This window comes from Niastella sp. OAS944 (genome assembly GCA_024809215.1).
Classification (GTDB): domain Bacteria; phylum Bacteroidota; class Bacteroidia; order Chitinophagales; family Chitinophagaceae; genus Niastella.
Map to the genome: position 1 here is coordinate 205,071 of JANUBW010000001.1, position 20,293 is coordinate 225,363.

Here is a 20,293-nt window from a genome sequence, read left to right on the forward strand (position 1 = left end):
ACCTTTGAATCAACAAAACATATTTATTTATAAAAAACGTTAATTAATATGGAAACTCAGGCTAAAGCAATTGTAACCGATTTTTTAAATGCTGTTCAAACCGGTAATAACGCACAACTTGCTGCACTGTTAAGTCAAAACATTCAATGGGATCAACCGGGGAATAATTTAGTATCAGGAAAGAAAAACTCAGCGGCCGAGGTATTCGGTATGGTTGGCAAAATGTTCGAGCTATCCGAAAACAGTCTGCGGCTAACCGATATTAAATCAGTTACGGTCAATGGAAAAGAAGTAGCCTGTTTGCTGCAGTGGCAGGCATTAAAACCCGATGGTACAAAACTCAACGTGGAAAACATAGACGTTTATACAGTTGAGAACGGTGAAATTGTAAGTGCAAAAGTCTTTTCAGCTGATATTGAGGCGGAAAACCTGTTTTGGTCGTAGATTGTGTATGTTACGATACGCAATGCCCCCGGTAGTTAAACACTTATGGGGGCATTTGTGGCTTTTTGATACATTGATTGTCCGGTTTCGTACAGTTCTTATTATAGATATTTTTTTAACTTGCTGATTGGCAAATCATTTTATTACTGGCATATCCATTGATCTATACAGTGATTAAATTTGGTCCCATGTTAAAAAACTACCTGTTGCTGGCAATTAAGAACTGCAGGAAACAAAAGATGTTTTCCCTGATCAATGTATTGGGGTTAACGGTAGGCATCGTTTGTTGCCTTATGATCTTCCTTTTTATCATGAATGAGTTCAGTTACGACAGGTTTCATAAAAACGGGGAACATATATACCGCGTAATGCGCAGAAGCCATATAGATGGCGCCACCCGTGACATCCCGTACCTTGCCCCGCCATACTCCAAAGCCCTGTTAAGCAATTATCCCGATGCTATAAAAAAAGCGATCAGAATATTTCCCGATAACGACCTTATCACTTATAAAGATGTATCGTTTAATGAGAAAAAGGTATTCCTTGCCGATAGTACGTTTTTCCAGTTCTTCAGCTTTCCCCTGTTGCAAGGCAACCCTGCTACAGTACTGGCCGACCCCAATAGTATTGTAATGACAGCATCTACCGCCAAAAAGTATTTTGGCAATGAAGACCCGATGGGAAAAGTGATATCGTTCAATAAAAAAATGCAAATGAAGGTGACCGGCATTGCAAAAGATGTCCCTGCCAATTCGCATATAGAATTTGACATTATAGTTCCCACGGCTAACTGGGAGCAGTCAGCGTTCTTCAATCAATGGACCAATAATGGCGTGTATGTGTATGTACAATTGAACCCGGCTGTACAACCGGCACACCTTATGAAAATGTTCCCGGCCTTTATGGAAAAATACCTGGGTAAGTACTACCGGGAAATGGGATTTAAAAATGACCTCATTATACAACCTCTTCACGGCATTTATTTTGAAACAGAAAGCACCTTCGACAGAGATGTAAAACATGGAAGCAAAAAGATGGTCTATATTTTTATGAGTATAGCCATTCTCATTTTACTGATCGCCTGCATCAATTTTGTGAACCTGTCAACCGCAAGAGCAGCAGACCGCTCGAAAGAAATAGGCGTACGAAAAGTAATGGGTGCCGTACGTTCACAACTTACCTGGCAGTTCATTTTCGAATCGCTGCTGTTTGCTTCGGTGGCAGCCATCAGCGCCTTGCTGATACTTCAACTCATAATGCCGGCCTATAGCAGCTTCCTGGGTTACCAACTACCTACCTACTGGACCAACCCCTGGGTATACGCATTCACTCTCGGAGTTATATTGGTGATTGGCTTGCTTGCCGGCAGCTACCCTGCCCTGTTGCTTTCTTCTTTCTCCCCTACTGAATCATTAAAAGGAAAATTAAGGTCGGGGAAAAATGGTGCTTTTTTCAGAAAGGCTCTGGTGGTATTTCAATTTGGCATATCGGTACTATTAACCGTTTGTGTTGCGGTTGTAATGAAGCAAATGAATTATGTGCGCAATGCCGATATGGGATTTAGTAAAGAACAAACCATGATCGTGCGCCTCGATAATGGAAGGATATGGGAAGAAAAGACCCAGTTTAAAAACCAGGTACAAGCCGACCCTGCAGTAGCAGCCGTTGCAGCCATGACCGGTGAACCCGGAGGCTTCCATGACAATTATAGTTTTGAAGCAGAAGGCCACCCCGGTGAAAAACTCATGTTCAATACACAGTATGCCGATTTTGAATATGTAAAAACACTCGGGTTGAAAATAATTGCCGGTCGCGATTTTTCACCGGCATTCATTACCGATTCAACCGGCGCAGTACTCATTAACCACACAGCAGCCAGGCAATTGGGATATTCACCGCAGCAGGCAGTTGGCAAATGGATAAACATTACAGGCGTTAAAGAACGCAGGATCATTGTAGGCGTGGTTGAAGATTATCATTTTACCTCTTTGAAAAACGCCATTGCCCCACTGGTCATTTCTACCCAAAAAGACGACCGGCGGCTGATGTTGATCAGGTTACATACCAACGATCTGCCGGCAACCATCGAACGCATTAAAAAGGCGTATACCACCGCGGCGCCCGATTACCCGTTTGCATTCGACTTCCTCGACGAAAGGTTCAACAAGCTGTATAAGGCTGAAATAAAGCAGGAAACTTTATTAAGTGTATTTTCGATCATTGCTATTGGCATAGCCTGCCTGGGGTTATTCGGACTGGCATCATATACTGCCATTAAAAGGACCAAAGAAATAGGCGTAAGAAAGGTGCTCGGTTCCTCAATAGAAAATATAGTACTGTTGTTATCGAAAGACCTTTTAAAGCCTGTACTGCTGGGTACTATTATCGCAATACCTGCCGGTTATTTTGTTATGCAGAACTGGCTGCAAAACTTTGCATATCGTACTACAATTCACTGGTGGCTATTTGGGGCAGCCGCTATGATTGCGGTACTCATTGCATTGATCACAGTAAGTGTTCAGGCAATAAAGGCGGCGCTGGTTAACCCGATAAAGAGTTTGAGGAGCGAGTAAGCTTAGCTAACCCTTTTCCCTTCCATCAACAAACTAATGGCATGGTCGAAAGAGCCGGCCTGAATGATTTGACCGGCATTCACAAAAAATATTTCGTCCGATTTTTCAATGGTGTTTAACCGGTGGGCTATTATTATCTGGGTGGTTTGAGCAGGAAGCTTATCCAGTATTTCACCCAACAACTGCTCGGTTACCGTATCAATATTGGCGGTAGCTTCATCGAGGATCAGCAGTTCCGGCTCACGCAGCAAAGCACGTACAAACGCGATCAATTGCCGTTGACCCAAACTCATTGATTCCCCCTTGCTTGTTACAGGTGTTTGCAATCCTTTATCAAATCGTTCAAGTATATGCAATAGCCCCTTACGTTGCAACACTTCATTCAATTGCTCGGGGCTATATTGCTGATAGGCATCATTACCATACAGGATATTTTCGTAAACGGTACCGGTAAACAAAAAGGGTTCCTGTAAAATAAACCCGATCTTCTGCGTTCTATCTTCCATTTTGTAAGTGCGAATATCTTTCCCATCCAGTAAAACATGTCCGCTTACCGGGTCGTACAAACGCGCTATCAGCGAAGCGGTGGTAGTTTTTCCGCCTCCGGTAGGTCCTACAAAGGCGTAGGTTTTTCCCCGCTCCAATGTAAAATTCACTTTATGCAGCACTTCCTTATCACCATACTTAAACGAAACACCGCGAAATTCCAACAAACCTTTTCCATTAGCGGGTTCCACTTCCATCACCGGCATATCCGATTCCATGGCCAGCACAGCGGCAATGCGGTCCCACCCCGCCATAGCCACCTGGAATACCGGCCATATGCCGGCGATCTGTCGCATGGGATCATAAAAACGCGACAGGTAAACAAAATAACTGATCATAAATCCAATAGTGAATTGCCCCTGTTGCAGCAGATAAATGCCCAGGAACAACACTATGATCTGCGCCACGTTACCGGCAAGCCCATATAATGGAATAAAGATATTATTAGCAATACCTGCGGATACTGCACGACGGTAATTTTGATTATTGATAATGGCAAACCGTTTAGTAAAATAATCGCGCCGGTTAAATGCCTCCACCACTTTAAAATTATCCAGGCTTTCCTGGATCTCAGCACTCATTCCGCCTACAGTTTGCAGGCTGGCAGCATTTCTTTTTTTGATCCAGGGCGAAAGGAATTTTGTTATAAGCAGAACGATAACAGCAGGTGCCAATGCGGCCAAACCCAGTTTAATATTCACTATTAAGATAAAAACAGCAGCGCCGATCATCATAAACAGGTTACCCACAAATTGCAGCAAACCCTGTGAAAAGAACTGGTTCAGTTTATCTGTATCATTATTGATGCGCGAGATCAGGTCACCGGCCTTGTTCTGGCTAAAGAAGGCAACAGGCAGCGATTGCAATTTCGAGAACAACTGGTTACGAAGCGAAAACAGTACATGCTGCCCCACAGCCCCCATCCACCTCGTTTGAAAATAACTGGCAATAAAACCAACCAGGTATAACATAAACACCCATAGCGAAGCTCTAACAACACCACTATAATCTTTGGAAATAATGGAGGTATTAATGGTATGGGCAATAATGATGGGCACTACCAGCAACGTAAGGGTATTGACCATCAATGCCACAAAAGCCAAAGACATGATCTTCTGCTCCCCTTTTATAATAGGCATTAACTTTCTTAACGCTGTAAAAGGTTTATTTGCTTTTGTATTAAGCTGGTAATTCATACTGACTGGTACTCTTTTGTGATTCGAACAGTTGATTATACTCAGGTGAGCTTTTCAATAATTGCGCATGTGTTCCGGTAGCAATAATTTCACCTTCCATCAGCAATACACACTGATCGTAATCGGTAACAGAAGAAATTTTCTGCGTAACCGAGATCAGTGTAATGCCCGGATACAGACTCCTTACATTTTCGAGGATCCTTTTTTCAGTTTGAGCATCTACCCGCGCCGTAAAGTCATCGAGCAATAAAATGGAAGGGTCCAGCGCTAATGCACGTGCCAGCATGATGCGTTGTTTTTGCCCACCCGACAAATTCAGTCCACGCTCAGCAATAACCGTTTCTAGCTTATCGGGCAGCGATTCAATAAAATCAGTCAACTCTGCTGCACGAATAGCTTTCTGCATGTTTTCTTGGGTAACAGATTCAGCAAAAGCAATATTTTCCCTAATGGTCATATTAAATATCACACTATCCTGAAACACAAAACCCATTTGCCGGTGAAACATTTGTTTATCGATCTCCTGCAGCGGTACACCATTATATAATACTTTACCCTGTTGCGGTTGCGCCAGCCCGCTCAACACATACAACAATTGTGTTTTTCCCGCAGCAGTTGGTCCAATGATGGCCGTTCTGGTACCAGGTTGTATTAATAGTGAAATATCATTCAGCACTTTCTTTTCACCAAAGCGGAGGGTGAGATCCGAAAGCTGTAACGTACCGTTTAATTGAACAGATTGAACGCCTACGTTTTTAGGGCCTTCTGCAGTTAGCAGTGCAGCAACACGTTCATACGAAGCCGAAGACTGAGCAATGATGTTGGCCATAAAACCGATCATGATGATCGGGAATATCATAATGCCTATATAACTATAAAACGCAGAAAGATCACCGAGCGACATACTGTCGCCGATCACAAAATGCCCACCCACTAAAAGAATGGCCATGGAGCAAAGACTGGCAACAAAAGTAATTACCGGAATAAGGATCGATAAATACCTGATTATTGCCAACCGGATGCTGCGGGCCTTTGTATTGGCTTCGATAAATTTATTATTTTCCTGCTGCTGGGTATTCAACACCCGTATGAGCGCCGCGCCCAAAATACTTTCGTTGATCACTTTGTTCAACCAATCAACGATGCCCTGTACTTCCCTGAAAAACTTCCTTATCTTTTTCATGATCACCGTACGGGCTATCCAGATAACGGAAGTAAGCAACAGTACTACCAATGCCAGCTTCCAGTTGGTTATTAATAATAAAATACTGGCGCCAATGAGCAAACAGTAAGATGAAATGAGATTGCCAACCGCCATGCCAACAAACAATTTTACAGCATCAACATCGGAGGTAAGATTGGTGAGCAAACGTGCCGGCGACACTTCCGTTACATATGAATAATTCTGCAATGCGATCTTTTCTGCCAGTTTCTGCCGCAGGTCTCTGGCCACAACTTCAGAGGCATAGGATTGTACTACCGACTGCAGGTATGTGAAAATAAACACTAACACAGTTACAATAGCAAACTGCCACAATAGCCGTTCATGTATCGTATGAGCCTGTGCATATGAATCTATAGCTCTGGCAACGATCTTTGGGATTAGCAACCCCAACAAGCTGGCGCTAATGGTAAAAAAACTTAAAAGCGTGACCAGCTTTTTATAGCCCAAAACAAGCGCATTTAACTTTTTCCCTGCGGGTGGTGCTCCGGCTTTTGTTTTCATGTTACTTGGGGGATTTTTTTAATTTAAACCGCCGCTTCCCTTGTACAAATTTAGCGGTTTATCGAGTTTTATCCTTAATACAGTTACATAGTTATCTGCAACCGATGCGGGTACATCAATATAAACCAGTCCCGGGATAGGGCTCCATGAGATCTTTCCCACTATTTTCGGTTGTAATTTTGTTCCATTACCCAATACCGTAACTTCTTCCACTTTATTTTTAAGTCCTTTGATCATTACCGGACCATTCATTTTTCCGTGCAGGAACATGTATAATGTGGTAGAGTCTTTTGAAAGCGTTGAAGGGCCGTAAAAATGTCCCTGAGGCAATCCGCCAACCGTATTGAAAATGGCCTCTCCATGTTTATTATTCCATGCGCCCAATTCCTTCAATATATTAACCTGTTCCTCAGGAAGGGTGCCATCTTCTTTAGGTCCTATATCGAGCAGTAAATTGCCACCGTTTGCAACGGCGTCTACAAAGATGGTGATGATCTCATAAGGCGTTTTCCAGTTGTTGTCGTTGTGAAAACCCCAGTTATCGTTACTGGTCATGCAAAGCTCCCACCAGTGATAGTTAGGTCTTGTAACCGGAAAGTTCTGTTCGGGCGTTTCATAATCGCCATAGCCCTGAAGCCGTCCGTTGATAATAGCTTTGGGATTACCCGACAGGATGATGGACCTTACTTTCTGCGACTCCCATTCCTCGGCACTGTGCTCCCAGTCTCCATCAAACCACCAGAGATCGGGCCTGAACATGGTATTGATCTCTTTTATCTGCCCCTGAAAAAAATTACGAAAGCGGTTCCAGCGATCATAATCTTTTGACACTACGTACCGGTTACTGTCTTTCAGAAAAGCGGGGTAATTATTATCGCTCCAGTCGATAAGCGAATAGTATGCGCCGCATTTAATATTTTGTTTTCTTAACTCTTCAAATAAGGGTTTGATCAGATCCTGTTTTGCCGGTGCTTTTTTTACAATGCTGAGGCCATTCATGCGGGTATCGTACATAGCTACCCCATCGTGATGTTTGGTAGTAACAACAGCATAACGGGCGCCACTTTCTTTGATGAGGCCTGCCCAATAAGCGGGATCATATTTTTTTAGTGTGAAGCCATTTAATTGCTTCATATAATCTGCATAGCTGAGCTTTTTGTTATAAAAGCTCCACGATTCATCAACGCCATTAACCGCATAAATGCCGCTATGAATAAAGATGCCCAGCTTTGCATCGGCAAACCACTGCATCTTTTCACGAATGTCTTTGGGATCAATATTTTTTTGGCTAAAAATTGCCGGTGCAAAAGCAAACAGCCCAAGGGCAAGCAATACATTCATTTTCTTCATAGGGTAAATATAGGGAAGTTCATTAAACTATAGCCGGCAGTGTGTTATTCAACTATCTGATCTCAGTTCCCTGGTAAGCATGTCTTTTTTGTTACGGGATATTGGCACCTGTGTTCCGTTTTGAAGAAGCAGGAACTGTCCGTTGTCTTTCACCCAGCTTTTTATGAACTTTTTATTTACCAAATGGGATTGATGACAACGTACAAAGCCATAATCTTTAAGAATTTCCTCGTATTCAAATATGGGTCTGGAAACTAACAATACCTCGCCGTCGGTCAGGAAAAATCTGCTATAGTTGTTGGATGATTCGCAGCGTATGATCTCCCTTGTGTAAACGAACCTTGTTTCTTTTAGTACGGGTAAGGCAATCCGGTGCTCCTCCTTATGATGCTGTTGTTGTAGAATTTTAACCAGGTTTTCCAGTTGCAGTTCCTGATTTTTGACCTGAAGCCTTGTGATGACTTTTTCAACAGCCAGTTGAAGTTCAGCAATGTTCACCGGTTTTAACAAATAGTCTAATGCAGCAAACTTTACCGCCTGAATGCCATACTCGTCGTAAGCAGTAATAAAGATCACTTCAAAGTTATACCGGTTCAGTGCACGCAACATATCGAACCCGCTTTCGCCCGGCATTTGTATATCCAGAAAAACGAGCTGCGGTTGCATTTGTAATATCACCTGTTTACCGGTGGGCGCATCAAATGCGGTACCAACAATATTTACCTGCGGGCAATAGGTGGAGAGTAATGCCCTTACGTTGTCAACGTTCTTTCGTTCATCATCAATAATAACAGCGCTTACAGTCATATGAGCCAGTTAATAAAGTTAATTTTCACAACAGTGCCAGGCATGTTGTCCTCAATAGTAAGATGAAGCGATCTGTCGCTCATCGTCTGGTTGAGCAATGTTATCCTGTCCCGCGTCAGTTTCAGGCCGTAACCTGCTGCAGCCTTATCGGGAAAGCCATTACCATTATCCCCAACGGAAGCAATGATATTGTTGTCGTGGCGTTTAAATGTCACAGTGATCGCCCCTCTCTCCTGCATTCCGGCAACACCATGCTTCACTGCATTTTCTACAATAGGCTGTAAAAGTAAAAAAGGAACGTCTGTTTCACGAACATCAATACCTGGATCTGTGCAGATGGTATAGGTGAACCCAAACCTTAATTGCTCAAGTTTCAGGTAATTGTCAATGGTGCTTATATCATTGGCAAGTGTGGTAAAGTTCTTGTCGGCCCCCGTTAGCGTATTGCGCATGAGGCTGCCAAATTCAGAAAGGTACTGGTTGGCAGCTTTAATATCATTTGTATTTATAAGCCCCTGTATTGAACTGAGCGAATTAAAGATGAAATGCGGGTTTAGCTGGGTATGTATGGCTTTTAGCTCAAGGGCGAGCTGTTGCTTTTTTGCCTCTTCTGCCCTGGTCCTGCGTTGTTGTTGTATTAGCCGGTAGAGTAAATAAATGGCCGCTATAAAAGCAACCAGCAAAAAACCGGCAACCAGTTTAAAAAGCCCTGTTTGATACCAGGCCGGTTTTACTTCGAAAGAATACTGTGTTACGTTATGCCGTTGTGCGCTGTAGCGGATAAATAACTGATAATCGCCATACGTAAGCTGTTTAACCCTTATAAAGCTGTTGTCGTTATCATTAGGCTGCCAGTTTACTTCCACTTTATTATTCTTTAGCAACTGGTACTCTATTGCATTTCGTTTAAATATGCCTGAACGCAGATAAAATATCACGCTGCTTTCACCTGGCTGAAGGACCAGCTTTTTAGGCAGGCCGGTTTCGGGATCAAGCTGGTTGCTGGCATATCTTGTTTTCCATTTAAGCAACTCCCCGGAAGGCACTTCGGGTGAATAGGGATTATAAGAGGTTTTCAGCATGCTTAACAAATCTTCAAGGTCGCCCGGTGTATAGATCTGCAACAACCGGGGTTTGGTTTCCACCCAGCAAACCGCTGAAGATGCCACCAGCAGATCGCTACCTGTTTTTCTCAATTCCACAACAATAGCATTGCCCCAGGTTGTTTTAAAGCCGCCCAGAAAGCCGAGATGTTTTTTAAAGTTATTCAGCTGAAATTTGTCATCGGTAAATTGTTTTACTGTTGTCCACGGCACCATTACCTTTTCTCCGTTCAGCAACACGCGGTATTCATACAAAGCAGCGTTGGAAGGGTGTATGCCCGGTGTAATGAAATATACATTCGAGGAATCGTACGTAAACAACTGCTGTGTTTTGGCAGAAAGCCGGGATACAAAACCAAACAAAGAATTGCCCGGCGACATAGAAAAAGGCAGACCATATTCATCTTCGTGGGAATATATACCGTTATAAGGAATGGCCGTAACCAGCACCGGTTTTGTATTTTCATCTTCCGGCGGCTGATATGTGGTTGAATAATTTTGCCAGTCTTTGTTTGTAAGTGGCGTTGTACTTTTACTCCATTTTATTTGCGCCACACCCTGCATGGCCCAAAAAGGCAACAACAAACACAGTACAATGTTTTTTACCATTCTTAGTTGTTTTCGGGAATCTGCCAAAAATAAGCAGGGTTATTGGTATAATAATAAGTATACACAGTTTGGGTGTTTTTATTGGTCCATGATGTTTTTACCGGCTGTTTAAAGTAGTCGAGCGGTAATAATTGAATGTATTCAATATTCTTTCCAACAGCAGATGTTTCCATATTGAAAGCACTATTTACAGCGCATTCGATACGGTACAAATTTTTGGCCATGTAATAAAAGAGATAGTGTTCTTTTGTTTCACTTAATTTATGGTTCCAGTTGGCATCGGGGCTTATAATAAGTGGACGATTACCAATGATCCTTTGCCGCACTTCTTCAATACTTAACAAATCGCCTTTTTCGTTCATAACATAAGTATCAAATGTAGGGTCGATCCACAACCATTTTTTAAGCGAAGGGGCATAAACCATATTGATCACATGGCAATCGTTATCTATGCCGAGACTATCTTTTGGCAAACAGGTCACAAACCTTGATTTAAAACCGAGAGCGAGATAGCATTCATTTAACGTTGTGGCCAGTCCGCGGCAATTGAGCCCGCGGTTATCTTTCTTACAAACGGTGATCATACTGATTGCGTTTTTTACCGCAGGGTTTTCATGCTGGCCATCGTGCGGAACGAGGTTGTGCAACCAATGCATTACGTTAAGCATCTGCGAAACATCGTTTCCTGTGCCGGCAATGGAATCGAGGTTGAACGCTTTACGCAATGCTACAAGGTTGGAATCATTTTTAGACTGGTAAGTAAAGCGCGGTAATGGCCTGGTATCGGTTAAATTATATAACGCTGCCCCACGCAGTATATAAGGATAATCGCCTATCCTGCGTAGCGGTGCAACGAGTTGCGTAAATTTCTTCAGCGGCCTTATGTTATTCAGGTCTTTGTCTGCCGCTATGTTTGCATAATTATAATAACCTGCCGCAATAGACTTTTCAAGAAACTTTAGCGACTGCATCTGTTTGTTTTGCAGGCTGTAGATGCAGCATAGGTTATACAAGGCCGATGCAAGGCGGCGGGCATTGGCTTTTTTTGATGCGCTGTCGAGGCTATTATAGCGTAAAGTAAACGTATTGAGTAATTGTTGATAACGGGTAGTATCTAAATTATCATACGCGTTTTTAAAAAGACTGTCGTATTGGTTTGCGAATTCATTAAATGAACCGGTATTATTTACCTGTGCCTGCAGGTTACATGTACAAAACAAAAGTAGTGTAGCTAAAATTCCTTTTACCATTGGGGTTATTTTTATTGTTTACAGGTGTAAACTTCCCTAAAAGGAACTGCTTTATACTAACTAATGTGAATTGGAAGTGATCTGGTGTGAATTGGGAGAACCTGATGACTATTCTGTTTTGAGACTCTTTGCAGGGCTCATTAAGGCTGCTTTGATGCTTTGATAGCTGATGGTTATTAAGGCAATGACCACAGCCAACAGGCCTGCCAGCACAAAGATCCACCAACTGATCTGCACCCGGTAAGCAAAGCCTTGTAACCATTGGTGCATGACCCACCAGGCAACAGGAGTGGCAATGACTATGGCGATCAATACCAGTTTCAGAAAATCTTTGGAAAGTAACCGCACAATGTTGGCTACACTGGCACCCAACACCTTTCGCACTCCTATTTCTTTGGTACGCTGTTCAGCGGTAAAGGCGGCTAACCCAAACAGGCCCAGGCAGGCAATGAAGACGGCCAGAAAGGTAAAAATAGTAGCCAGTGTACCCACAATGGTTTCACTTTTGTACTGCTGTTGATACCCTTCGTCAACGAACGCATAAGTAAAGGGCTCATCAGGGTTCATGCTACGGTACACCGTTTCAATGCCAGTCAGCGCTTCTTTGGTTTTGCCAGGTTCAATACGAACCAGAATGTTATCGAAACTATTCCTGGGATCAAGACGAATGATCATCGGCGTAATAGGCTGATACAGCGAATTGAAGTGAAAATCTTCTATAACGCCAATGATCTTTCCCGGCCTACGCCAAAAGGTAAGCGGTTTGCCTACCGGGTCTTTGTATCCCATACGCGCCGCCGCCATTTGATTGACCAGGTAGTTATTGGAATCGGCAAAGGCGGGAGAAAAATCCCGGCCCTGCAGGATGTTTACCTTTAGTACTTTGGCAAAATCGTACCATACACTGGTTTGGTTAAATGAGGTCATATCGTGAGGGTCCTTACCTGGCCATGAAACAGCTTCCGTGGTATTACCATTGCCTAAGGGATTTAAGGCAGCATGCGTAACCGCCTGTATACCGGGTAACTGCAACAACTCATTCCTGAATGCTGCATATTGTTTTGATATTCCATGACCCGGAATAGTGATAAGATTCTTTCTGTCGTACCCTATATCTTTCGTTTCTATATAGTTCAATTGCCGGTATACGATCAGGGTGCCGGTAATGAGCAGCATACTCATGAGAAACTGGAATACGACCAGACCCTGGCGGAAGAATTGCGCACGTGCTCCAAAACGTAGCTGACCTTTTAATACACGTGCAGGGTTTAATGAGGAAAGGAAAAAGGCCGGATAGCTTCCTGCCAGGAAACCCGTCACGATCAATAACCCCAATAGCAAGGCCGCCCATGCCGGGGCGTTGGCCAGAGAAAATGCCAGGTGCTTACCCGTTAGCTGATTGAAGGCCGGTAATAAAGACACTACAATGATGATAGCGATGATCAATGCTATTGCCGCCAGCAATATAGCTTCCCCCATAAACTGCCATACCAGGGAAATACGCCCCGCGCCCGCTACCTTACGCACGCCCACTTCCCGCGCCCGTTTTACAGAACGCGCTGTAGCCAGGTTGGTAAAGTTAATCCCTGCAATCAACAACAAGAATATAGCTACAACGGTCAGCAGGCGTACATATACTATGCGGCCACCTTGCCGGTATCCATTTTTAAAGCTGGCATGCAGGTATGCTTCCGTTTCGGGTTGCAAAAAAAGCTGAATGTAGAAACTGGAGTTAAAATCGGTATTGCGTCCTTTGAGAAACCATTCCAGTTTAGCTTCAAATTGTTTTCGATCTACATCGGCTCTAAGCTGAATTCGCGTTCGCGGGCCGCCATTTGTCCAGTCTTTGGCCCAGGATTCCTTGTTCAGGAATACAGACCAGGTAAGCAGGAAATCATATTTTTCAGGATCATTTGCCGGCAGGTTTTCAAAAACAGCCGTTACCTGGTAATCGACAGTATTATCAAAACGAATGGATTTACCAACGGCATTTTGCGCACTATTGAAATAGGTTTCTGCCAGCTTACGGGAGATAGCGATACCGGATGGTGAGCTAAGCGCTGTAGCAGGCGTACCAGCCAGTAAAGGAATATTGTACATGGCAAACCAATCAGCCCCCGCATACCGCCCCGTCTGCCTCAGCATTTTATCATTTACAGTGAGTACGTGCCCTTCGCCCCAGGTAAAGCCGGCCGCATGCACTACTTCGGGAAATTGTTTTTTTAGTTCTTCGGCTAATAAGCCGGGCGTATCTTCATCGGCCACTACTTTTCCGGAAGTAAACTCCCGCTCCATGATGCGGTAAAGGAAAGAACTATTCGCATATTGTTTACCTATGCTCCATTCATCCCGTACCCAAAGAATGATAATGATGCCGGCAGCCATACCAAGGGTAAGTCCCAGGATATTAACCACAGAAAAGGCTTTATTACGCGTCATATTCCGCCAGGCGATCTTACATACGTTTATAAACATAGACAGGTATTCAGGTTGATTAATTTTACCAAATGCAATGCCCAACTATTTATAAAATGGTAATCAAACACATACTCTTAAAGAGTAAACTATAATTGTCCGCTTTCGATACAACCGGCGTACGATTGCATATGTTTTGCAACATTCAAGGCTTGTAGCATGTGTTAATTTTTTCTATATTTAACCATTAACCACGCTTACTCCTTTATGAAATATTTGTATTTTATCGCGATTGCTTTAATATGTTCCTGCTCTAAAAAATCCGAAACACAAGATCAATCCAGCATTATACAGGGAAGCATAAAAGTATATGATAATTCAGGGAATGAAAACCCGAAGTATGATGACATCAGCATCAAATTGATCGATGCGCAAAACCAGGTGTCTACAGGCACTGTTGATGCTACAGGTAAATATAAGTTTGAAAAAGTAATGATGGGAAATGTTATATTGACTTTTAACAAACCGGGATACGGATATATCGATAGTATCAAATTCAATCATCAAAAACCCAATGATACTTTATCGAATGTTGAGCTTGTAAAAGATATACCATTTACATTCAGGAATAATGGTATCAGCTACAGTGGAGGGGAATCAGGAAACAAATGTGTGACCTAACGGTTGGCAATGTTAAACGTCGTTTGAGTAGCAATGCCTTAAATATCTGTTTGAGTACTGACAATGCCTAGTTTCCCGTTTTCCTCTTTCCAGCCATAAGTGGGCGCTTGTGGTAAATTATCAATAAAAGACATGAGTAATACAGTTGATATACGCGGGAAAGGTTATTATATACTAAAGTAAGTAAAAAGCCCCTTCCGGGGCTTTTTACTTAGTCGGAATAACTTTAGTATCTATTTTTATTATAACTATTCGAGTTATTGAAACTTCTTTCACTACCGCGAGGTCTGTCTCCTTTTGGCTTTGCAACAGATACGCTGATAGTTCTGTTCTCTACAGTAGCACCATCAAGTTCAGCGATTGCTTTTTTTGATGCAACCTCATCAGTCATTTCAACAAATCCGAAACCTCTCGACCTGCCGGTTTCTCTGTCTGTAATAACCTTAGCTGAAGCAACTTCTCCATAAGGAGTAAAAAAATCTTTTAAGTCTTCATCCTGTACGTCGAAGCTTAAATTAGAAACATAAATGTTCATTTGCGAAAAATTAAGTGATGAAAAATTTCGAGGAAGGCAAGAAGTAAGAGACTAACTATAATGCAGAAAACTAGGCAATGTAATTAATGAATACTAATGCGAGGCTCAAATTAACTATGTGAAGGTAACACTTATTTTTTACATTTAAATAATTGTTATTAACTGACCCGCCACGATCTAAAGTCCATAGCAGGCCAGTATTACCTTGTGCAAATCAGTTTAATAAGTCATCAATTCGAATGGCATCCAGGTAATGTTCTATTGCATTAGTGTTAAGTAATACCCGGTATTCGTCAATGGCCCTGGTGGTTATGTTACAATATGCTTCTATGTAATAGTATTCCATCTGAAATAAAAAAATAATAACGTTTGGATAAGTTCTTTGAGCCAATGCAACTGCATTATTCATTACGGCAGTTTTTTTATCCTCCTCATTTAGTAAAATAAATTCAGAAAGCTTCATAACGTTAATTTTAATAAGTTAACTAATTAAAGGCTCGCTAAAACTTTTAATGAAACTGACAAACGAGAACAAAAAAATACATGAACTACCTATCAATGTTCAATTAGAGCGGAAAGACTATAAAAGAATGCCCCATAAGTAACTTGAGACATATATAATGTCATAAAGAAGGCATAATCGACAAATACAATAGAGATTTACAAATATAAAGGCTTTGAGAATTAGTATGGCATTCTTATTATTTTAATACAACGTAATGTTACTATTATAATTGTATGCTTTTGGATGAAAATGATTATTTGTATGCTTAAATAGCAGTAGAATATAAGTTTTATTGAAGCAGTGAACTCGTTTATGATATTAATGCCCCTGGTCTTTCCCAAAATTGCTGATAAAGCCACTCTGGTTAACATATTCGTGCAAAATAAAAGGCATGTCTTTAGGTGGAACCACAAAATCTGCGTTTCCGCTTTTGATAACAGCCTCAGGTAGTGCAGAATATGCGCACTTTCAGGCGTTTGCACTATAACAAATCCACCCGAATTGACAATCGCAGCCGCTCCTTGTACACCATCATCTCCCTTTCCCGAAAGAATGATAGCTATAGATTTGGCTTTATTGTGATGGGAAGCCAGCGATTTCATGAACATATCGATCGGACGATTTGAGCCACCGGATCTTTCAGCCAGAAACAAAATACCATTCGATAATAAAAGGTTATGGTTCGGAGTATGACGCATTTCTCAACATAGAGTTATCAAAAAACACTTTCAGAGGGGCCAAAGCACCACTTGAGCCCCCAATAACAATTATGTTTGTTCCAGCATGTAAATTTTATTATTTAAAAGGGTGCTTTGAATTCTTTTCTACGTCTATAACGCTATCTGAGGAAGGCAAGAAGGAAGGCAAGAAGGAAGGCAAGAAGGAAGGCAAGAAGGAAGGCAATAAATATGCAGGTAAATGGCAGATTGATGACGTTTACTGATGCGAGGCTCAAATGAATGCAAAAAAGTTGTAATTATTCAGGTCCAATTTTTTTTAGAACCTGTTACAAACCTTGAATAACTTATGAACAGATATGCTTAAACTACAGATGCAGTGTTTGGATGGTTGAAATAAAAGAAGGAAAACCAAAATGTATATACGAATAATTTATCTTAAAACAATAGCCGAAAGAGTTTCTTCCACTTTAATAAAGCAATTCATAAACCGCCGGTTATTAAGTTCTTTAATGGCCGACTGACCTGCAGTAAGTTCCATCTCTACCAGAGCTGTTCCCTCAGAATAACCTAACTTATTATTATTAATGAGTTTGGCTGATTTAACCAGGCCAAAGGGAAGTAATAAAGCTACAATATGAGCAGCAGTAGTAAACCTGTTCAGGTTGCTGATGAATAGGCGCATAAAAGTACAATTTACAGATTAGAAGATTGACCAGGTATAGTGTATGAGAAAGTATAATTCAAGAAGGTACTACACAATAAGTAGCCATTCATTAAAGCTACACTTATTATTAATGATAATCTAATTTATTATTGGTACCTTTAACGTCTTATCATCCTCCTGCACCTGTTCTGAACCTTCACAACACTTAGTTAGGCAAGATCATAAGCCTCTATATCACACCTATTTATTAAATAAAATCAGTAGAATGACCGTTGAACAAATCGATACATTTCTTCGTAAGAATAAGTCTGATAAAAGATCAATTAAAATAAACTTCAAAACAAGAGATGCATTTATTGGGATGTTTGTTAAAGCCGAAGACTATGATCACCTGAAAGGTAAAAACTTCTGGCGTATTATCATTGAATCGAATATAAAACAGTATCTGTCGTCAAAAGATACGAGTTTGACACGCATCTTTCATGGTACTGCTTTTGTAAAATTATCAGTTGTTGAAAACATCGGTTAACAGGTTATACATTTCCTGCCATGCAGGACTCACTCCTATGTTATGTTTTTAACTCGTATATATTGAACCGTTAATTCGGAGTACCAAGAAATCCGCATTTACCATATGTTTGATCGGCATAGCATTAACAATTCTCTGACTTAAGCATTATTTTTGTTATTCAATTGAACACCGGTTCGTTTTCAAACTCAAGTAGCGGCAATAAAAACAACTAAATTTGTAACGATAGTTAGTGCTGAGTAAAGAAGTATAAAGCACAACCGACTACGACGTTCTTTATAGAGTAAAAGATAGAGTAAAAAAAATAGGTCGCTGATTCTCAACGAGCCAACTGTATAAGATCAAATCGCTGATACCTAATAATTTACGCAGGGTTTAGTTTGTCATTGGAGATTTTTGATTGACGACATCTCAAGCTGGAGCATTTCCAATGAAAATGCGTACGTTATTTCGCAATTTTTCAACCGGATTTTATTCCTGTGAATTACTAAACGTCGGCAATAGGGGCTAAGCAAAGTAATTGTTGTTAATTTGCTTTATTTATGACCCCAACTTTGAAAAAGCTATTACTGCATATTACTTTTTCCCTTTTGTACCTTTTTTCTTTCACTCAAATTAATGTACAGCAAGACCAAAGGGTAAACCAGATCTTAAAAAGTGCCCTTGCCTCGAAAAGCGGTTATTACATTTATGGCAGAACCTCTGTCTCCAGGTTTATTAATATAGCCGTATTAAATCAGGCATCACATACATTGTGCTGGTTTACCTGCCATGGAAGATTATTTGATTCCACTAAACTCACTACCCGGGAATTTGATCAGGTAACATCCAAACAACTTGACCCATTTACATTATACCAGAATATTTGCGATAGCTACCTGGCAGAGATGGCCACCGGCAGGGACCTTTACCGGATTTATGGCGATAAACAATCATTCGACAGGTTGAATTCCCGTTATCGTGCACTGTTTGCAATGGAAACGGTTCAATCCGCTAAAACTTCATTACAAAAATTAATAGCAATAGAGAATGCCGGAAAAAAGATCCTCACCCAACTGGCTTATTTGAATTGTGTTAATCCATCGACGCTGTCCCATGACCCGCTTTATGCAACCAACAAAGAGCAGGCGGGCATAATGGTAAAAACAACCGATAGCACGGTATATTATAATATTGACCCCACGAGTGCTGTTGCTAAAATAACTCTGTATAAAAAGGCGCCATGGCAGTTTTACATCCAGAACAGATCTTCCGAAATAATTGACAGCGTTGCCATACAACCGGAAAAGTATGATCTTTTACAGAAAGAAAAGACAGATGTTTTTCTGTTATATCGCGGTTGGTTAGAGATGCAATGGCAGGGAACCTTGTCCGCAATTAGACGGCAAAGTGCCGGGTTGTACGATCAGGTGAATCTTCAAAATGAAAAAGAAGTTAAAGAACTCTACAACCAACTAAATGCTATTAGGGCAAAGATCAATCAATTGAATTCGCCCGAGGCAAAGAGCATAGAGCAGGCTGTTTATGACGCCTATAAAAATGAGACGACTGAAATAGGTTATATACCCCTGTTAGGTATAGGATACAGTTTGATTCAACCAAGAGGAGCGAAAGAATATGAACTGACCAATCATTTAGGCAACGTACTGGTCACGGTAAGTGACAAGAAAATTGGCGTATCGTCTGTTTACAATAGTTCTTTGATCGATCACTATGAACCGGATGTTATAAGTGCGCAGGATTATTATCCATTTGGAATGTTACAGCCGGGCCGCTTTTATCTTTCTGCTACCGGAAACAATTATAGATATGGTTTTAATGGAAAAGAAAATGACGATGACGAAAAAGGAAGAGGAAATAGTATTGATTTTGGAGACAGGATCTATGATCCAAGGTTGGGGCGCTGGCTTTCCTTAGACCCTTTGATGGCGAAGTACCCAGGCATGAGTCCCTATAATTTCACAGCCAACAATCCCCTTTTATATACTGATGGGGATGGCAAGGATTTTGGGGTTTATGTTGACCATAGTTCCCATACAATCATCATTAAAGCCACCTACTATGCTACAAAGGGTGCCGGTGTTGAAAATGCTCAGGCAGCTGTTAGCCGCTGGAAAGCTCAAAACGGGAAATACCAATATGTTGTTAAGGAAGGAGACAAAACAGAAACTTATAAAATCCGGTTTGAACTTACTGTGAAGCCATATGAAAATGATGCTGCAAGAGATAAAGCGTTTAATGCAGATAAATCTGGTGAAGGAAATAAATTTGCTACAGGACCTGAAAATTTTGATACATGGGGTAGAACTATACCTGAAAATGGTGGTGGTGTTAACTCTATAACAGTTGAAAATTCAGCTGCTGCGAAAGCAAGATTCACACCAGCTCATGAAGTTGGACATACTTTAGGTTTAGAACATTGGTATACGGGTCTTATGAAAAATGGATCAGATAGGGACGAAGGAGAAAATAATAATCAGATCACTATTGGTAATGTATCTAGGATCTTAAACTTTTCCGGGCTTGGCACATTAATTAAAAAGTATCCTGACCAGGAATGGGATCAAAAAGAAACAGATGACATAGCAACGGTAAAAGTGCATGAAGAAGGAACAGCTCCCGAAAATTTCAAAACAGGTAAAGTCGAAGAGGTGCCCAAGCCAAAGAGGTAAAAAAAGAT

General features: G+C 41.4%; 17 protein-coding genes. 6 read left to right on the forward strand and 11 right to left on the reverse strand.

Annotated features, from left to right (window positions below):
* The first annotated feature begins 48 nt into the window (after nucleotides 1–48).
* Together GGD38_RS00835 and GGD38_RS00840 are read left to right on the forward strand one after the other, a co-directional pair.
* Nucleotides 49–444, forward strand: a complete 396-nt coding sequence (locus tag GGD38_RS00835) for a nuclear transport factor 2 family protein (protein ID WP_375299928.1) — start codon at nucleotides 49–51, stop codon at nucleotides 442–444.
* A gap of 188 nt (nucleotides 445–632) precedes the next feature.
* Nucleotides 633–3,017, forward strand: coding sequence for an ABC transporter permease (locus tag GGD38_RS00840; RefSeq protein ID WP_375299927.1), 2,385 nt, complete (start codon nucleotides 633–635; stop codon nucleotides 3,015–3,017).
* Between the two features lie 2 nt (nucleotides 3,018–3,019).
* On the opposite strand, the gene GGD38_RS00845 is transcribed toward GGD38_RS00840, so the two are convergent.
* From GGD38_RS00845 to GGD38_RS00875, 7 genes are all read right to left on the reverse strand, one after another.
* Nucleotides 3,020–4,759 carry an ABC transporter ATP-binding protein gene (locus GGD38_RS00845; protein WP_375299926.1) on the reverse strand — a complete coding sequence of 580 codons (1,740 nt, stop codon included), beginning with the start codon at nucleotides 4,757–4,759 and terminating at the stop codon, nucleotides 3,020–3,022.
* Nucleotides 4,743–6,485 carry an ABC transporter ATP-binding protein gene (locus GGD38_RS00850; protein ID WP_375299925.1) on the reverse strand — a complete coding sequence of 581 codons (1,743 nt, stop codon included), beginning with the start codon at nucleotides 6,483–6,485 and terminating at the stop codon, nucleotides 4,743–4,745. Before GGD38_RS00850 ends, GGD38_RS00845 begins: the two co-directional genes overlap by 17 nt.
* A gap of 18 nt (nucleotides 6,486–6,503) precedes the next feature.
* Nucleotides 6,504–7,835 (reverse strand): alpha-L-fucosidase, encoded by a 1,332-nt coding sequence (locus GGD38_RS00855; protein WP_375299924.1) that lies wholly within the window; start codon nucleotides 7,833–7,835, stop codon nucleotides 6,504–6,506.
* Between the two features lie 48 nt (nucleotides 7,836–7,883).
* Nucleotides 7,884–8,642, reverse strand: a complete 759-nt coding sequence (locus GGD38_RS00860; protein ID WP_375299923.1) for a LytR/AlgR family response regulator transcription factor — start codon at nucleotides 8,640–8,642, stop codon at nucleotides 7,884–7,886.
* Entirely contained in the window at nucleotides 8,639–10,354 is a 1,716-nt protein-coding gene (locus GGD38_RS00865) for a sensor histidine kinase (protein WP_375299922.1), read from the reverse strand. The genes GGD38_RS00860 and GGD38_RS00865 overlap by 4 nt, the downstream gene beginning before the upstream one ends.
* Before the next feature lie 2 nt (nucleotides 10,355–10,356).
* The gene (locus GGD38_RS00870; protein ID WP_375299921.1) at nucleotides 10,357–11,604 is read right to left on the reverse strand and encodes a transglutaminase domain-containing protein; all 1,248 of its coding nucleotides are present in this window, start codon (nucleotides 11,602–11,604) and stop codon (nucleotides 10,357–10,359) included.
* Nucleotides 11,605–11,712: 108 nt separating this feature from the next.
* On the reverse strand, nucleotides 11,713–14,079 hold the full coding sequence (locus GGD38_RS00875) for an ABC transporter permease (protein ID WP_375299920.1): 2,367 nt from the start codon (nucleotides 14,077–14,079) through the stop codon (nucleotides 11,713–11,715).
* A 207-nt stretch (nucleotides 14,080–14,286) separates the two neighbouring features.
* On the opposite strand from GGD38_RS00875, the gene GGD38_RS00880 reads away from it, so the two are divergent.
* A complete protein-coding gene (locus GGD38_RS00880; RefSeq protein ID WP_375299919.1) occupies nucleotides 14,287–14,700 on the forward strand; it encodes a hypothetical protein in 414 nt (137 codons plus the stop codon).
* Between the two features lie 226 nt (nucleotides 14,701–14,926).
* On the opposite strand, the gene GGD38_RS00885 is transcribed toward GGD38_RS00880, so the two are convergent.
* From GGD38_RS00885 to GGD38_RS00895, 3 genes are all read right to left on the reverse strand, one after another.
* Nucleotides 14,927–15,235, reverse strand: a complete 309-nt coding sequence (locus GGD38_RS00885; RefSeq protein WP_375299918.1) for an RNA recognition motif domain-containing protein — start codon at nucleotides 15,233–15,235, stop codon at nucleotides 14,927–14,929.
* A gap of 214 nt (nucleotides 15,236–15,449) precedes the next feature.
* Nucleotides 15,450–15,698 carry a hypothetical protein gene (locus GGD38_RS00890; RefSeq protein WP_375299917.1) on the reverse strand — a complete coding sequence of 83 codons (249 nt, stop codon included), beginning with the start codon at nucleotides 15,696–15,698 and terminating at the stop codon, nucleotides 15,450–15,452.
* A gap of 221 nt (nucleotides 15,699–15,919) precedes the next feature.
* Nucleotides 15,920–16,438: a chemotaxis protein CheB gene (locus tag GGD38_RS00895; protein ID WP_375299916.1), complete on the reverse strand. Its 519-nt coding sequence runs from the start codon at nucleotides 16,436–16,438 to the stop codon at nucleotides 15,920–15,922.
* On the opposite strand from GGD38_RS00895, the gene GGD38_RS00900 reads away from it, so the two are divergent.
* A complete protein-coding gene (locus GGD38_RS00900; RefSeq protein ID WP_375303754.1) occupies nucleotides 16,363–16,683 on the forward strand; it encodes a hypothetical protein in 321 nt (106 codons plus the stop codon). The two genes, GGD38_RS00895 and GGD38_RS00900, sit on opposite strands and share 76 nt — an antisense overlap.
* Nucleotides 16,684–16,850: 167 nt before the next feature.
* On the opposite strand, the gene GGD38_RS00905 is transcribed toward GGD38_RS00900, so the two are convergent.
* The gene (locus GGD38_RS00905; protein ID WP_375299915.1) at nucleotides 16,851–17,102 is read right to left on the reverse strand and encodes an RNA recognition motif domain-containing protein; all 252 of its coding nucleotides are present in this window, start codon (nucleotides 17,100–17,102) and stop codon (nucleotides 16,851–16,853) included.
* A 247-nt stretch (nucleotides 17,103–17,349) separates the two neighbouring features.
* Here GGD38_RS00905 and GGD38_RS00910 point away from each other — a divergent pair, with 247 nt between their 5' ends.
* Nucleotides 17,350–17,613 carry a short-chain dehydrogenase gene (locus GGD38_RS00910; protein ID WP_375299914.1) on the forward strand — a complete coding sequence of 88 codons (264 nt, stop codon included), beginning with the start codon at nucleotides 17,350–17,352 and terminating at the stop codon, nucleotides 17,611–17,613.
* Between the two features lie 554 nt (nucleotides 17,614–18,167).
* The gene (locus GGD38_RS00915; RefSeq protein WP_375303761.1) at nucleotides 18,168–20,285 is read left to right on the forward strand and encodes an RHS repeat domain-containing protein; all 2,118 of its coding nucleotides are present in this window, start codon (nucleotides 18,168–18,170) and stop codon (nucleotides 20,283–20,285) included.
* Nucleotides 20,286–20,293 lie beyond the last annotated feature (8 nt).